The 14,893-nt window shown below is 61.6% G+C and carries 10 protein-coding genes and 2 pseudogenes; 9 read left to right on the forward strand and 3 right to left on the reverse strand.

What is annotated here, in order from left to right; genetic code table 11:
• The first annotated feature begins 201 nt into the window (after positions 1-201).
• The 4 genes and pseudogenes from IE00_RS15405 (at position 202) to IE00_RS15420 (ending at position 5,485) form a co-directional block, all read left to right on the forward strand.
• Positions 202-1,683, forward strand: a complete 1,482-nt coding sequence (locus tag IE00_RS15405; protein WP_072298083.1) for a hypothetical protein — start codon at positions 202-204, stop codon at positions 1,681-1,683.
• Positions 1,684-1,801: 118 nt separating this feature from the next.
• A pseudogene (locus IE00_RS15410) lies at positions 1,802-2,764 on the forward strand (IS5 family transposase).
• Positions 2,765-3,079: 315 nt separating this feature from the next.
• Positions 3,080-4,063, forward strand: a complete 984-nt coding sequence (locus IE00_RS15415) for a glycosyltransferase family 2 protein (RefSeq protein WP_072298084.1) — start codon at positions 3,080-3,082, stop codon at positions 4,061-4,063.
• A 303-nt stretch (positions 4,064-4,366) separates the two neighbouring features.
• Positions 4,367-5,485 carry a nucleotidyltransferase family protein gene (locus IE00_RS15420; RefSeq protein ID WP_072298085.1) on the forward strand — a complete coding sequence of 373 codons (1,119 nt, stop codon included), beginning with the start codon at positions 4,367-4,369 and terminating at the stop codon, positions 5,483-5,485.
• On the opposite strand, the gene IE00_RS15425 is transcribed toward IE00_RS15420, so the two are convergent.
• The gene (locus IE00_RS15425) at positions 5,474-6,640 is read right to left on the reverse strand and encodes a glycosyltransferase family 2 protein (protein WP_072298086.1); all 1,167 of its coding nucleotides are present in this window, start codon (positions 6,638-6,640) and stop codon (positions 5,474-5,476) included. The genes IE00_RS15420 and IE00_RS15425 overlap by 12 nt on opposite strands.
• Before the next feature lie 90 nt (positions 6,641-6,730).
• Here IE00_RS15425 and IE00_RS15430 point away from each other — a divergent pair, with 90 nt between their 5' ends.
• Together IE00_RS15430 and IE00_RS15435 are read left to right on the forward strand one after the other, a co-directional pair.
• On the forward strand, positions 6,731-7,522 hold the full coding sequence (locus IE00_RS15430; protein ID WP_072298087.1) for a family 16 glycosylhydrolase: 792 nt from the start codon (positions 6,731-6,733) through the stop codon (positions 7,520-7,522).
• On the forward strand, positions 7,522-8,790 hold the full coding sequence (locus IE00_RS15435) for an O-antigen ligase (RefSeq protein ID WP_083554455.1): 1,269 nt from the start codon (positions 7,522-7,524) through the stop codon (positions 8,788-8,790). The genes IE00_RS15430 and IE00_RS15435 overlap by 1 nt, the downstream gene beginning before the upstream one ends.
• A 491-nt stretch (positions 8,791-9,281) precedes the next feature.
• On the opposite strand, the pseudogene IE00_RS15440 reads toward IE00_RS15435, so the two are convergent.
• Together IE00_RS15440 and IE00_RS15450 are read right to left on the reverse strand one after the other, a co-directional pair.
• Positions 9,282-10,470: pseudogene (locus tag IE00_RS15440) on the reverse strand (IS3 family transposase).
• A gap of 158 nt (positions 10,471-10,628) precedes the next feature.
• Positions 10,629-11,963 (reverse strand): PRC-barrel domain-containing protein, encoded by a 1,335-nt coding sequence (locus tag IE00_RS15450; RefSeq protein ID WP_072298088.1) that lies wholly within the window; start codon positions 11,961-11,963, stop codon positions 10,629-10,631.
• Positions 11,964-12,596: 633 nt separating this feature from the next.
• Between IE00_RS15450 and IE00_RS15455 the strand changes: the two genes are divergently transcribed.
• Genes IE00_RS15455 through IE00_RS15465 form a run of 3 tightly spaced genes read left to right on the forward strand, consistent with a single transcriptional unit; the run spans position 12,597 to position 14,646 of the window.
• On the forward strand, positions 12,597-13,172 hold the full coding sequence (locus IE00_RS15455) for a hypothetical protein (RefSeq protein ID WP_072298089.1): 576 nt from the start codon (positions 12,597-12,599) through the stop codon (positions 13,170-13,172).
• On the forward strand, positions 13,172-13,567 hold the full coding sequence (locus tag IE00_RS15460; RefSeq protein ID WP_083554457.1) for a phage holin family protein: 396 nt from the start codon (positions 13,172-13,174) through the stop codon (positions 13,565-13,567). Before IE00_RS15455 ends, IE00_RS15460 begins: the two co-directional genes overlap by 1 nt.
• Complete coding sequence (locus tag IE00_RS15465; protein WP_072298091.1) at positions 13,564-14,646, forward strand: DUF3618 domain-containing protein; 1,083 nt, start codon at positions 13,564-13,566, stop codon at positions 14,644-14,646. Before IE00_RS15460 ends, IE00_RS15465 begins: the two co-directional genes overlap by 4 nt.
• Positions 14,647-14,893: the final 247 nt, after the last annotated feature.

Below are 14,893 nucleotides of genomic sequence, written 5' to 3' on the forward strand. Positions count from 1 at the left end.
GCGCATGACCCGAAACAGCATGAAGACCCGACTACCCACCCTTGAAACCGCCAGACCGGGAGATTTTCCGGTCTGATCGAAAGATCCGGTTTCTTCGACGCCGTCCGTTCCGACCCTGACACCTATTTCACCTCCGAAGCACAGCAAGGCCGGTTTGCCGACCTTTAGCGAGGCTGGAACTCTTACCAGGAGACATGCAATATGGCCTATGATCCCGATCTTGATCCGATTTTCGAGGGGTTCAACTCACAGCTTGCGGGGATCATTGCCCGGCTGGACAAGTTGGACGGCGGAAATGTCCTGACACCCGAGTTGCCCCAGCCCCCCGTTGTCATAGACCCGGTTTGGAAGACACTGGGCCGCAGCAAGATCACCATTCCCCGCCAGATCCAGGTTCCCGCCGGTCAGCGCGAAATCTATGTGCCGATCAGCGTCGATCATACGGCCCGTGAATCTTTTTATTGCTACATAAACCGTCTGGTAAACGTGAGTGGCGGTGGCATCAATGTGGGAAATGCGGCTGACCAAGCCAAGAATTTCGAAGGTCTCTATGAGGTTTATCGGTGGTCACCCGGTGATGACCTGACACATTATGTCAAGGTCGTAACCCGATCCACCTATGGCCCGGGGAAAAGTTTCCGTCTTGAAATTCGCGTTAAGGGTTTGGGTGACAGCCAGAAGGGCGATTTTGTCGACGTCGTCTTTGCCAGCGATGCACAGCATCCTGAAATGCCAGAGCAGTTTCACCGCCCGTTGCGCAAGCTGGTTCTGGAGAATGCACAGCGGAAAAACAGATTCGATCCCTCGGCCGTGGCATTCTCGGATTCCGGTTTCGACAGCGATGGCCGTCCGGCATGGCGTTCGCGCCTATCACATGGCTATGTACAGGACGGCAACCAGGAAACCGGCCTCTATATGAGCGAGGAAAAGTTTCCCGGGTTTGCGCAGTCCCCTATCACGCATGACGCAACAGAAAACGCACTGCGGCTGCATACGCTTGCTTTTCCCGAAAGCGCCCGGGCCGAATTCGACAGTCGCCTGTTCCGTCATCAGGCTGCGATTATTCAAGGTCAGACCATGGATGAAGTCTGTGGCGCCGAAGGGGTCTGGAGGATGGAAGCCAAGATCCCGATCCGTCGATATTCCTGGCCTGCTTTCTGGCTTGTGGGACGTGGCGCAAGCGGCGCAAGAGGCAGCTGGACGCAATGGCCCCCGGAAATCGACATTCTGGAGAAATTCAACCAGTCATGGGGTAGTGCAGATACTCCCTACACCACGACCTTTGCACAGCATTACGGCGACGCTGGCTCCAATACCCGTGTCGGGTCTTTTGGCAACGAGATTGAAGTGAACCAGTGGCTGCCTGGAACGACCGCGTTGAACGAAGGCTATCACACCTGGGCATGTGCCGTCGTATATGACGCGAACGACCCGCTGAAATCCGAGGTTACTTTCTTCTTCGACGATGTCGAAGTCGGATGCCATGTCCTTCATGCCCGCCATCAGGATATGAAAACCCGGCTTGAGCTCTATCCGATCGCAAACGTCGCAGTGAAAGCGCCGAATAATTATACGTCCGATCAGTATAACAGCGACGATGGGAGGGGCCACTCGGGTGATATGCTGATCAGGGATATTGCCTACTATCCAACTGGCTTTTCCATGTCACCGTTGGCTCGTTGACAAGACCGCCGGGCGTGGCCTTCATGCCCGGCAAATTTTTTTCATCCCTGATTGCATTGTTTCAGGGCCCATCAGCTTCCGAGGTTCACGGCGTGAATCTGGTGGTTGAGAGCCTGCCATGAGCAAGTCCGACCCCGCCCTCGACCGTACGACCAACTGGAAATCCTAGAACGACGCGGATCTCTGCTCTTCTGGCTGGACCGTGACATGGACTGGCTTGCGCCGAAGGCAGTCGAGCCCGGCCGTCCACCGGTCTTCTCCGACGCCGCCATCCGGTTCTGTTTGACGATCAATGTGCTCTTCGGCCTGCAGTTTTCGCAAGCGACCGGAATGGTCGCCGCCTCCCCGAGATGGCTGGTCTGGACTGGCCGGTCCCGGACTTCTCCACACTCTGCCGCCGCCGGAAGACAAGCGCGGTCCTGCTTTCGTCGCGCCGGGCTCCGGGCCCCTTAAACCTGCTGGTGGATGGCGCCGGGATCAAGGTCTTAGGGTGAGTAGGGGCCGTGGCCCCGGCGCGGCCGCGCAAGCCCGATGAACAAGAGAGGCTGGTGATGGACACGGTGACCAGCGGCATCCTCACCCCTGCCTACGAGGGCGACAGACCCGTGCTCCCTGATCTTCTGGTCCATATCCCGAACGACCAGGAAGTCGGCACCGTTACCGGTGATGGCGCCTTCGACACCCGCCGTTGCCATTTCGGCGATCCGCGCGCGCGGTGGCTCGGGCATTCATGCGGACCGGTGGCAGTCATGCCCTCGCTCTCATGCGTAGAAACGGCCGCCTCTGGAAAGAGGATTGCCCCGCCACGCTCGCCATTGTCCTCGGACCAATGGCGGGCACTGCCTCACCCCGCAACGACATCCCGGCGGCAACCCGGCCCCTCGGTCGGACGATCGGGAAAAGGTGGTCCGGCCACCATGTCCGCAGCCGAGTCGAGGTCCGGATGAAGCACCTCAAATCCTTCGGCGAGCGGATCGCCGCGAGGGACCCCGAACGCCAGACAGCCGAGATCCATATCCACATGGCGCTCATGAGCCGCTTCAACGCCCTCGGCACCGCCGAGATCGAACGCGTGGCCTGACCCCAGCTGGGAAAGGGCCATCATCTCCTCATGCCGACTTCCGCAACAATGCGTCATCAACCTCTTGTTTGACGAGGATCATCAGGCAGCAAAGATAAATCTGTTGCCAGTATCCAGTTTTCAGATGGGGCCTCCGTCACTGTCCAATCCTCAGGCGCAGCCTTGTGCGAGGGATCAGACCGGCGATTGCGCGGGCCAGTCAATTGGCAAAAGGGCTCAAGCGTCGGCAAGTGCGTTCAGAGGTGAACGACAAAAAATGACTGCATCAACACGGCAGACTGGACTTTCCTGCATTGTCTTGCCACGTGAGCATTCATGAACACACATGTCCCCCTTTCCGTTTCGGTGATCATCACCGCCCATGATGCCGCTGCGACCATCGCGGATGCGGTCAGGACGGCCCTGGCCGAACCTGAAACTGCAGAGGTCATCGTCGTCGACGACGCCTCACATGATCAGACGGCAGCAGTTGCCACGATGGCAGGCCAGGGGGACAGTCGGCTGATCGTGATCCGCTGCGACATCAATGGCGGCCCCGCCGCGGCCAGGAACCGGGCATTGCAGGTCGCGAAAGGTGATTTCGTAGCCGTGCTTGATGCGGATGACTTTCTTCTGCCCGGTCGCTTTGCGCGGCTGTTGAAGGTGCACGATGCTGACATGGTGGCAGACAATATTCTGTTCGTTGCAGAAGATGCGTCACCCGATGACCTGCCGCAAATGCCGCAGGTCAATCCGACGGTCATCGATATCGGTCTGGCAGCATTCGTCCAGGCCAACCATTCCGTGCGTGGAAGCAACCGGCAGGAATGGGGATTTCTCAAGCCCATCATGCGCCGCGCCTTCCTGCAGACCCACGGGTTGCGCTATGATGAAACCTTGCGCTTGGGCGAGGATTACGACCTCTACGTTCGAATGCTGCAGAAGCAGGCATGCTTTCGCGTTTCCACGCAGGTCGGTTATGCCGCCCGCTGGCGCGCGTCATCCCTCAGTTCTCGTCACAGCACCGCCGATCTGCAGGCATTGCATCTGGCCGCCCGCAGTCATCTGGCAATCGAGGGTCTGAAAAGCGCCGAACGCAAAGCCTTGTCGGTGCATGCCAAGGAACTGCGCCAGCGCTTTCTCCTGCGCGATTTCTTGGATCGCCGGGCCGAACTGGGCAGGGCAGGGGCTCTTCTATCGGCCTCACGCCGTCCGGGAACGCTGCTTCCGATCGCCCGTGGGGTCCTGTCCGACAAACTCGGAGCTCGCAGACAGGTCCCTGTCTCCCGGATCGGGCGCCTTTTGATTGAACATCCCTAACCTTTGTTCTTGGCCGAACGGCCCACATCCGGCGTTCTTCGTCTGCGTCACTCTCCAGGCGACGCCCATAGCGGCTGCGGGGCCACTTTCATCCCGTGATGGGCGACCTTTCATTCGGCAATTGCGCAACTGGGCCATGGCCTGTGTCTTCAAGGACTTTCCGCATCCCGGTTTCACAGATTGTCTTCGCCGCGGCACTGAGATGATCGAAATCAGGCGCCCAGCAAGCTTGGTGCAATGCAACAGGCCCGTGACAAGGACCGGAAAAGGTTGCACGGTGGCCGAAAGAAAAGGGTGGCGAAAATGGGGTTCAGCTCGGAGGTGATTGCAGCGGTCCGCGGGGACTCTCAGCCTGAAATCCGCGTCCTGCTGGCAGCCTGCCAGCCGTCACCTGCAGACATCGGCGACACGCGGGCGGTTCGCGCCCCCGATCCGGACCGGTTGTTCGACATTGCCCGGCTGAACAAGATGCTGGGCTGGCTGCCGATCAGTCCGGCCCGGCTGCCCCCCAGCTGCGCGGGGCTGGCACCGCGGCTGCTGCAGGTCCGCATGCAGACGGCCAAGATGAACCGGCACGCGATGACCGTCACCGCAGAAGCGGTCCGGGCCGCGACCGCGGCAGGGTTGCGCCATGTCGTCTTCAAAGGGCCCTTTCAGCAGCTGACCGTCCACGATGATCCGTTCCGCAGGCCGTCGGGCGACATCGATCTCTATGTGGCCCCGCGCGACCGCAAGCGCGCGGGCGCGGTGCTGCAGGGATTGGGCTTCGCGCCCCTCGAGCAGGATCAGAGCCTGTGGTGGGTCTCGTTCCTGGGGGAACAGCATTTCAAACGCGAAAGCGACGGTGCAGTCATCGACCTGCACCACCGCCTGCAGCAGGCGGGACTGCCCGACTGGCGCGGTGCCGAGGACGTTCTGGACCGTGCGGATTGCGTGACCCATGACGGGGTCCGGATCCCCGTTCTGTCATCGGTGGATGGTTGCCTGCTGATGGCGGTGTCCTTGGCCAAGGCCTTGCTGGCGCATGAACCCTGCGGATGGGCCGCTGCCGAACTGACGCATTCGCTGGCCCGTCTGGACGCCGCGGAACGCGCCAGGCTGGCCAAGGTCGCGACCCGAAGCGGTCAGGATCAGACCCTGGCCCTGGGGCTTGCGCTGGCGCGGGCCTGTGGCGAACATCCGGCCGTGGAAACCGGGGACCCGGCCTCGCTGCCGGGATTGCCGTCCGACCCCGCCATCCTGCGCGACCTGGTGTTCCAACCCTGGCAGCGCGAGGCCGAGGCGCCCCGGCGGCGGCAGATGCTGGGGATGCTGGCCAAGGGCCGCCCCCACATCTTGGCGGTCGAAGCCCTGCGTGCGGCCTTGTCCCAGCAGGTCAGGGCCTTGCTGGCACGGCAGGCGGCCAAGGCGTCAGCCCGCTGACGCCCGGTTTTCCGGTGCCGTGGCGCTGAACAGCCACTCGGCCCATGAAGGGGCATCCGGGGGCAGTGCCTCGTCCCGAGCCGCCATCGCCGCGATCAGGGCCGCACCCGGTGCCGGAGGCTGCGGCCAGCTTTCGCCGGCCTGCGGCATCCGTGGCAGCGGGTCGGGCAAGGCCGCGACGGCGCGAGGCGCCTCCGATGTGCGGCGACGGCGGTCGCGCAGGCTTTCGACCAGCCGCGCGACCATGGCCGGATCGGCAAGCCGCGGCAGGGCACCCTGCCAGCGTCGCGCCTTGATATCGGCCACCAGCCGTTCATAGCGCAGGGCCCGGCGCAGATGCCGGTCGACCGCCTTGGCGGCGGCCCGCATCTCGGGGTCGGCCATCGGGGGCAGGGCGCGATGCGCCTCCAGCATCGCTTGGGCGGTGGCGACCGACAACCGGTGCGAGATCGAGGCCCCATGCCGCCGATAGGCGTAAAGCGGGTCGGGCAGCAGCAGCAGACGCGCATTCCCGATCAGCAGGCGCAGCACCAGGTCGTGATCCTCGCCGATCCGCAGCCCGACATCATATCGCAGATCCGCCAGGACACTGCGCCGGATCACCGGCTTGAGATAGCCGAAAACCGGCAGCGACGAGGCACCGTCATTGCTGCGCAGATAGGGGGCGGCACCCAGCATCATGGGCGCGGCCAAGGCCATCGATTGCAGCAATGTCCGGCCCTGCGGTTCGGGCACCGCGCCGAAATAGACAAGGTCGTCAGCCACCAGGTCCGCATCCGCCGCCCCGGCCGCCGCGATTAGGCGTTCCAGCCGTTCAGGGTGGATCAGGTCGTCACTGTCCACGATGGCGATCCATTCGCCCCGTGCCGCATCCAGCCCCAGGTTGCGCGTGGCGGCCGGCCCGGCATTCGTCGGCGATGCGATGACCCGCACCCGATCGTCGCCCTCGGCGATCCGCCGGGCGATGACAACGCTGTCATCGTCCGAGGCATCATCGGCCACGATCAGTTCCAAGCTCCGTTCGGATTGCGCCAGGACCGACGCCATGGAGGCCGCCAGATTGGCCGCGCCGCGGAAATTGGCCATCACCACCGAAACCACGGGGGGCGGCAGGGAAGGGGACCCGAGATCCTGGCCCGATTGACTGCCCGACATGTGAATGCCTTTCCCTTGACCCATATGCTTGCGGCTTCCATAAGCTGGGCACGCCCGCGCGGCAACCGGCGCGGCCAAAAGGCTTTGTAAATGCGTCATTCGGCTGTTCCTCTCCTTTCTCTCTCCCTGGCCCTTGCGGGGCTGGCTCCGGCTGCGCAGGCGGCAGATCCGCATCCCGACGCGGAAGGCTTCTTCGAGGATTTTTCCAAGGGCCTCGACAAGGACCGCTGGTACGTGTCCGACGGCTGGTCGAACGGGGACTGGCAGGATTGCGAATGGTCGGGCAGGGCCGTGCAGGTGCGCGACGGCATGCTGAGCCTGCTGCACATTCCCGCGCCCGCCGACCGCGCAGGTCCGGCGCTGTGCGGAGAGGTCCAGACCAAGGCCTTTCTGGAATACGGCACTTTCGAGGCCCACATCCGCACGCCGCGCCAGTCGGGGATGAACGCCTCGGTCTTCACCTATGCAGGCCCCGTCCACAAATCTCCGCATGACGAGATCGACATCGAGATCCTGACCCGCGATCCGGGCACGATGACGATGAACACCTATGTGGCGGGCAAGCCCCATAACGGCGGCACCACGCCCACCACCCCGCCCTTCGACGATGATTTCCACACGGTGGGTTTCCGGTGGGCCCCCGAGGGCATCACCTGGTTCCTGGACGGGCGCGAGGTCCACCGCACGGACCGTGACAGCGTGCGTCCCAGCCATCCGCAAAAGCTCTACATGTCTTTCTGGAGCACGGCGACCCTGACCGACTGGATGGGAGAACCGGCCCCGCAGGATGGCATCCTGAACTACCAGATCGATTGGGTTGCCTATACGCCCCTGGACGCTTCCTGCCTGTTCGAGGGCTCGGTCACCTGCGAGGCACCCTGATGACCGAGGCTGCCGGCCCCCTGATGTCCAACAGGCGGCCGGCACGCCGTGGGCGGCGGCGCACACTCAGCTATTCCCCGGACGCCATCGCCGCCTTCGTGGCAGTCTTCGGAATGGCCTTCATTCCGCTTCTGGGGTCCAAGGGAGCGCTGCTGTTCCTGATGGCCGGAATGGCCCTGGTCGCGGTCCGTCCCGGCGAAACCTTGGGCGCGCTGCGCCGCGAATGGATGATCGCACTGGTGGCGCTGTGGTGCGTGATGAGCTTTGCCTGGTCGGATTACGCGTCACTGACGATGCGATACGGCATCCAGCTCTGCCTGACCGTGTTGATTTCGGTCACCATCGCCTATCGTCTGTCGCCCATGATCTTCGTCAAGATCGTCTTTCTAACCAGCGGAATGACCGGGCTTGCCAGCGTTCTGATCGGTCGGACAAGGAGCGACGGGATGGGGTATCTTGGCATCTACGCCAGCAAGAACGCCTTGGCGGATGCCAGCTCGGTGCTGATCATCGTGGCGTTGGCTGTGCTGGTCGACCGGCGGCTTTCAGTGCGCTGGCGCCTGCCTGCGCTGGCGGCATTGCTGATGGGGGCCATGCTGCTGGTCATGGGACAGTCGAGCGGGGCGCTGGTCAGCACCTTGGCTGTTATCCTGGTCTTTGGGGTCATCGTCCTGTTGCAGCGCATGACGGCTCATTTGCGCCTGGTGACGATCGCCTTGACGGTGGTGCTTGTTGCGGCGATCGCGGTGCTGCTGTCGTCGATCTCTGACCAGCTGGCACGGATATTCCTGGATCTGACAGGCAAGGACATCACCCTGACCGGACGAACCGACCTCTGGGCGGTGGCCTTTGGGCAAATCGCCGACCAACCGTTTCTGGGCGTCGGCTTTCAGGCCTTCTGGGTCCACGGGCAGCCCTTGGCCGAACAGCTTTGGGCCGATTTCGGCATCAGCACGCGCCAAGGTTTCAATTTCCACAACACTGTCATATCGAATGCCGTCGAAATCGGTGTTCCGGCGACCTTGGTCCAGACGCTCATCTTTTTCGGGGCTACAGGGGCCTGTCTTGGCTGGGCCATTCGTACCCCTTCGGCGGCATCAGTCTTTTTTGCCCTCTACATGGTGCGTTTGTGCATGCTGATGTGGATCGAGGTGGTGTACTTCTACCAGTTCAGCATAGGGTCGGGGATCATCATCGCGGCCATCTGTTACGGCCGCCGATCCAAGGCCGAAGCCCGTGCCCCTGCAACACGCGCGGGCATACGATAGGACAGCCTTGAAGGCCTTCCCTCCCTCAATCGTCAATGTTCACCATAGCAGCCGCGGACATGCGCCCAAGCTTGTTGCCGAATGCAAACTCAGACCAAGGCGCTGATCGTTTCGGGTGCGAAACTCCGTCAGGCGCAGGCCTCAAGATAGAGGTGGGGATCAGCCGGCGGTTGCGACGAAAATGCGAAACCCGGCCTCTCAGGAAGTGCCTGCGTCATTCGCAGGAAGCTTTGAACATGAAGAGCCTTTCCCAGTCGCAGGACATTCAGGAAAGGGGGGGCTTTGGGGATGATGATCAGCGCGTTCTCGATGGAGGTCCCGCGACGCTCGCGCACGGATTGCCGCCTCAACGGTCTTTTGCCAGACCACCCAGGGCAGCCTTCAACCATGCCGGGGCGGACCTTGCCATGACGCCGCCATCATCGCTGCACCACGCGCCATGTCTGGACGATCACCTTGGCATCGTGACCTGCTCCCCCGTGAGTCCTCATTTATGCGTTGGCTCTGTTCAGGTTTCGGTCTTCCTTTGCCCAGTTAGCATATTTCCGCAGCGTCAGGCCAGCGAGGCATGAGTACGGGCGGCGGTGGTTGAAGTCGTCACGCCATGCCGCCACCAGATTTCGAGCATGGCGCAGGCTATCGAAGAGGTGTTCGTTCAGCGGTTCATCCCGCATCCGGCCATTGAACGATGCAACGAACCCATGTCCCGCATCGGCTTGCCCGGCGCGATGGAATGTCGCTCGACCGTGCGATCCTCCTGCGGCTTCAGGATCGCGTTGCCGGTCGGCGCTGTCCCGTTGTCCGACACCACCATGCAGGGTTACCCTCGTATTTCGGCGATCCGGTCCAGTTCGCAGCCAACCCGGATGCCTGACAGCGATGTGACGACGACGGTGGCCAGACATTCCGGGACGAAGTCGTCGATCACGTTCAGAATGCGAAGCCTGCGTCCGCGGCAAGGCTGTCGGACGTCGAGCCGCAGAAGCGCCACTGGTCCGAGCGACCACGGCGAGGGTCGAGGCTTCAGCGCTGGTTCGGCCCCTGCGGGATGGCCATTGGTGCTCTGGTACCTACTAAGGCGCGCTTTTGGCCACCACGTTTACGCATTGCCAGGCCCTCCTCCGTGTGGATGCGATACAGCTTCTTTCAGTTCATCTGCCAGCCGTCACGCTTCAGCAGAATATGCAGCCGCCGACACCCGACCCGACGCCGCTCCGATGACAGGACCTTCAATCGCACCCGCATTTCTGCGTCGTCTGGCCCGGTCGGCGACCGCCAGTACACTCACAGGTCGATCCCCGCTAAGCGCAGGCCCGCCGCTGTCGATATCCCTTCTGGTTCGCGCCCCAATCCACGGTACGACGCCGCGCATCAAGACACAGAAATTTTTCCCAGCATCTCCTTCAATGTCGAAACATCCATCATCTGCTCGGCCAGCAGCTTCTTCAGCTTGGCGTCCTCATTCAGCGCGGCGCTCGGACCGTTGGCGCTTGCGCCTCATTCCAGAGCCTTCAGCTTCCTGGCGTCGGACACCTCCAAGCCGCCAAACTTGGCCCACCATTTGTCATAGATCGCGCCGCGGACGCCGAGCTTGCGGCACAGAGTTTTCGACCCAACTCCGGCCACGTGTTCCCTCAGAATGCCGATGATCTGTTCTTCGGCGAACCTTGATCGCTTCATCGTCTGTTTGCCTTGTAAAGCGCAGACCGACCCAAAATCGCGGACTTGTCACAAAAGCCGGTCAAGCTTTTGGCAATTCTCGGTGACCTTGAAAAGAGTAAGCCCCGACGCCAAGGTGCCGGGGCTTAACAATCATACGATCAATATCACCAGATTGATTACTGCTGGCTCAGCTGGATGACCTGGTCGTCTGCCAGCACGACGTTGCTGTCATACTCGAAATCGCTAGCCGCTTCGACGTCGCTTTCGGTCATGCTCTCCACGACCAGGCGATCACCCTCCACGGTGACACGCGACATGCGAACGGGCACTTCCTTGACGCCGAGGCCCAGGAAACCACCGCTGCTGAGGATGAGGTTCGGTTCACCTTCCAGCTCGACGAAGGCTTCGGGATTGCCCAGGTCTTCACCGTCGACGGTCACGACTTCCATGTTCATCAGATCACGCACGGCCATTTCCGATCCGGCGGTCTCGGCTTCGCCGTTCTGCTGGGCGGGTTCACTTTGTTCCTGCGACGCCTGCTGTTCGTCCAGACGCTGCTGACGTTCCTGGGGGGTTTCAATCACGACATTCGGCTGACCCGACTGCTGAATTTCGACCGTCGGCTGCTTGGCGATGGTGACGGAGACCTGCGGCTCGGCACCTTCAAAGGACACGTTCGGCTCGCTCTGGTCGACATTGACCTGCGGCTCGCCTTCCGCTTGGACGATCTCGACGGTGGGTTCGTCCTGCGCAACTGCCGTGTCGCCTTCCACATTCTGCGCCTGCGATCCGTCCACATCAGAGGTATCGGTCGTCGCTTGCGCCTGTTCCGGATCGCCGTTGGCATCCACACCCAGATCAACGTTTAGCTCCGGATCGGCCTGCGTCACTTCAACCTGCGGATCGCCCTGTTCCACATCGACCTGAGGGTCGGCGGTGCTGACATTGACGTCGGGATTGGGGTTGAGGACATAGACGTCGGGCGCGGGGTTATCGACGCGGACGATGATCTCGGGGATCTCGACCGTCACGGTCGGCCGCTTCTGGTTGACCTGAATGTCGGCAGCCTGACCCGTCACGCTGACCTGAGGCTGTTGCTTCGTCACATTCACCGTGGGGGCCGGAACCTGCACATCGACATTGGGGTCGGGGACGGTCACTTCGGCCTCGCCTTGGATGGTCGCCTCCTGGGACAGATCGACCCGCTCGCTGACGTCTTCGGTCTCGGTGTCGCTGGCCTCGGTCGAGTCCTCCGAAACTTGTGCCTGCGCCATCAGGCGATTTTCCAGCGTGGCGCATTCTTCGGTCCGGTCGTCGTTGACCGCGGTCACCACGTCGTCGCGTGAAATGACGGACGGATCCGCGGCATCCTTATAGGCAGTGGCCAGCATTTGGCATTCCTGGCTCTTCTCGGCCAAGGCATCTTCATTGATGTCGATGGGGGATTGCGCCATCGACAGGCCACCCAATGGCAGCGTGATCGCGGTGGAAAGAAGAAGGCTGCGGGTCATAATGTTCATGCTAATGTGCTCCGATATATGTCGTAAATGCCCAACCGGGCGATACTGTCCCAACTTGACCTTCCCATTGCAGTTCCATTTGCCTGACAGGCCATCCGGGAAAAATGGACCACACAGTCCGCTTATAAGCGCCTATTGCTGGATAAAGTGAATAACTAAAGAAAAGTTAGCCTGTCGTTATTTGGGCATATTTACGGGACTTACTCGGGGTTCATAACGTGCAAAACACCGATCTTATCGGCCGTTTCGGAACAGATCGGGTCGCAGCCTCTGGCAGATGACGTGGCAATCATCACAGCCCCGCTTCGGCTGCCGGCCGCAACATGCCTTGGCCAAAGCTGAACAGACAGCATCCACACACGTCTCTGGCGCCAGTCGGCACCGCTACACGTGTCGGGCAGGATTGTCATCTGTCGTGCCCCAGCCGAAACTCTTTCAATAGACTTATATAAGCCTGAATCCCCCGATATTTCCAACCCGTCGGAAAAATCAGACAGCGCAATTTCGCGCAGCTTGATAAACCAATGCTAATCCGTTGGAACTGTGACGGCATTGGCTCGTTCGGTTGTCAGAATTTGCGACGTGATATTGGACGTCGCGGAAAAATCGAAGGGAGTCTCTATAATGACCCAAGATCCCAATCTCTCCAATTCATCGGCCAGCACCGATGGTGCCGAAATCAAACGTGAAGCCAAGAATCTGGGCGACACCGCGCGTGAGGTCGGCAAGGACGCCTATGGCCGTATTTCAGAGGGCGCGGCCGAGCAATCTGAACAGGTCAAGGACGGCGCGGCATCCGAGATGGAGAACATCTCCTCGGCGCTGCGCAGTGCCGCCGACAAGAGCCGTGCCGGATCCCCGCAAGAACGCACGTTCGGACAGGCTGCCGAAGCGCTGGCCGATTTTTCGGACATGGTCCGGAACAAGGACTTGGGCGAGATGCTGAGCGATGTGAACGGTTTCGCACGCAGGAACCCGTTGGCCTTCCTGGGTGGTGCTGCGCTGTTGGGCTTTGCCGCGACGCGCTTCGCCAAGGCGTCTTCGACCCCTGACAGTGATACCCCCCGCTCCACGATGAACGATCCCACCGCACCCCGGCCCGCTTCCGGAATGCCGGTATCGCCCGCGATCAACACGGGCCGCGACACTGCCGGAAACCCGTCGGACACCATCACCACTGCATCCAAGGAGCATGTCTGATGAGCGATCCACGTCAAACCGGAACGGGCAACCTGATCGCGGACCTGATGAACCACGTCTCGTCGCTGCTGCGCAAGGAATTCGACCTGGCGCGCACCGAGATCGGTGAAAAGCTGAACAGTGCCGTCGGGGCGATCATCTCGATGGCTGTGGCGTTGGTCTTTGGGATCGTCGCCCTCAACACCTTCAGTGCCGCGCTGGTCGGATGGCTGGCCGAGGCGACTGATCTGGGGGCCGGCTGGTCGTCGATTATCGTGACCATCATCTTCGGTATCATCGCGGTCGCCTTGCTAGTCCGCGGCAAGAACGCCCTGAAGGCACAAAATCTCGCGCCGTCGAAAACCACGCAGAACCTGCGTCGGGATGTCGAAAGCGTCAAGGAGGCTTACAAATGACCGATCAAACGTCCGAAGAAATCCAGCGCGACATCGAAACCGAGCGCAGCGAGATGAACCAGACCCTGAGCGAGCTGACAAGTCGCTTGTCCCCGGATCACCTGTTCCGGGAAGTGAGCGACCATTTCCGCCAGCATGGCGGCGACATCGGTCGTTCGGTCGGCGAAACCGTCAAGCAGAACCCCTTGGCGTTGGCCCTGACGGGTATCGGCCTCAGCTGGCTCATCTTCGGTCAAAAGACGACAACCTCGCATTCGACCTCGCGCGATACGACATCGGCATCCATGGCACCGACCGGCAGGGCGGATCTGCCCGCAGATGCCTCGATGATCCAACGCCCCAGCTATCCCGCCTGGACGCGCTCGGTGCCGACCGGCAACAGCACGAACCACAGCACGGTCCCAGGAACGACTGACCAGGGTCGCCTGTCCCGCGTCCAGCAGAGTGTTTCGGCAGGCAAAGCCGACCTTGCCGGGCGCGTGGACAGCGTCAAGGACGGGATCAGCGACCGCGTCCATGATGCCAAAGACGGTGCATCGGATCTTCTGGAACGCGGCCGGGACGGACTTGCCGACATGCGGGATCGCCTGTCGCACGGGACCGAGCACCTATCGTCGGAGGCACGCGATCGCGTCGTGGCAGCGCGTGAACGCGCCATCGCCGCGCAGCATGCAGCGGGGGATCAGATCCGTCGCGGCAGCGCCGAGATCTCGAACTATTACGATCAGCAGCCCCTGATTTTCGGCGCCTTGGCCATGGCCGTCGGCGCGGCCTTGGCAGGAAGCCTGCCCCGCAGCAGGTTCGAGGACGAGCATCTTGGACAGCAAAGCGACCAGCTGATCGAAGAGGCCGAACGCATCCTGCATGAGGAAACCGAGAAGACTAAGGCGGTCTACTCGGCAGTGAAATCCGAGGTCAGTGACATCGCCGAGGAAGCGCGCGACGCGACGGACGATCGCACTCCGGGCGACAACTCGGCGGCACATTCGGCACGGCAGTATGTCGAGCAGACCTCGAAGCGTCTGGCCGACACAGCCAAGGATGAAGCCGATCGCCAGGACTTGGGGAAACCCAGCTGAGCCATGGCGACTACGATCCGTCACGTACAAACGCCCGCATATCTATGCGGGCGTTCCTTTTTGATCGCGGGCCACTGTTATGCAAATTTAGCTACACAGAAAATCGGCTGTCGTGCGCTGCGAACTGCAAAGAGTTGTGCTCCACTCGCCGCTCTTTTGACGGTTCTTCGTTTGATTTAAGCGACTGCCTGCGGCTGATGACCGGTTGCATTGCTGCTGACCTGGACCATGGCAGCCGTTCGACCAC

Source organism: Paracoccus sp. SM22M-07 (assembly GCF_001887735.1).
Taxonomy (GTDB): Bacteria; Pseudomonadota; Alphaproteobacteria; order Rhodobacterales; family Rhodobacteraceae; genus Paracoccus.

Bases quoted from the DNA above. Each gene is read 5' to 3' on its own strand.
- IE00_RS15415 (WP_072298084.1), top strand. From the start codon at position 3,080: ATGAACACACATGTCCCCCTTTCCGTTTCGGTGATCATCACCGCCCAT.
- IE00_RS15455 (WP_072298089.1), top strand. From the start codon at position 12,597: ATGACCCAAGATCCCAATCTCTCCAATTCATCGGCCAGCACCGATGGT.
- IE00_RS15450 (WP_072298088.1), bottom strand. From the start codon at position 11,963: ATGACCCGCAGCCTTCTTCTTTCCACCGCGATCACGCTGCCATTGGGT.
- IE00_RS15420 (WP_072298085.1), top strand. From the start codon at position 4,367: ATGGGGTTCAGCTCGGAGGTGATTGCAGCGGTCCGCGGGGACTCTCAG.
- IE00_RS15405 (WP_072298083.1), top strand. From the start codon at position 202: ATGGCCTATGATCCCGATCTTGATCCGATTTTCGAGGGGTTCAACTCA.
- IE00_RS15430 (WP_072298087.1), top strand. From the start codon at position 6,731: ATGCGTCATTCGGCTGTTCCTCTCCTTTCTCTCTCCCTGGCCCTTGCG.
- IE00_RS15435 (WP_083554455.1), top strand. From the start codon at position 7,522: ATGACCGAGGCTGCCGGCCCCCTGATGTCCAACAGGCGGCCGGCACGC.
- IE00_RS15465 (WP_072298091.1), top strand. From the start codon at position 13,564: ATGACCGATCAAACGTCCGAAGAAATCCAGCGCGACATCGAAACCGAG.
- IE00_RS15460 (WP_083554457.1), top strand. From the start codon at position 13,172: ATGAGCGATCCACGTCAAACCGGAACGGGCAACCTGATCGCGGACCTG.
- IE00_RS15425 (WP_072298086.1), bottom strand. From the start codon at position 6,640: ATGTCGGGCAGTCAATCGGGCCAGGATCTCGGGTCCCCTTCCCTGCCG.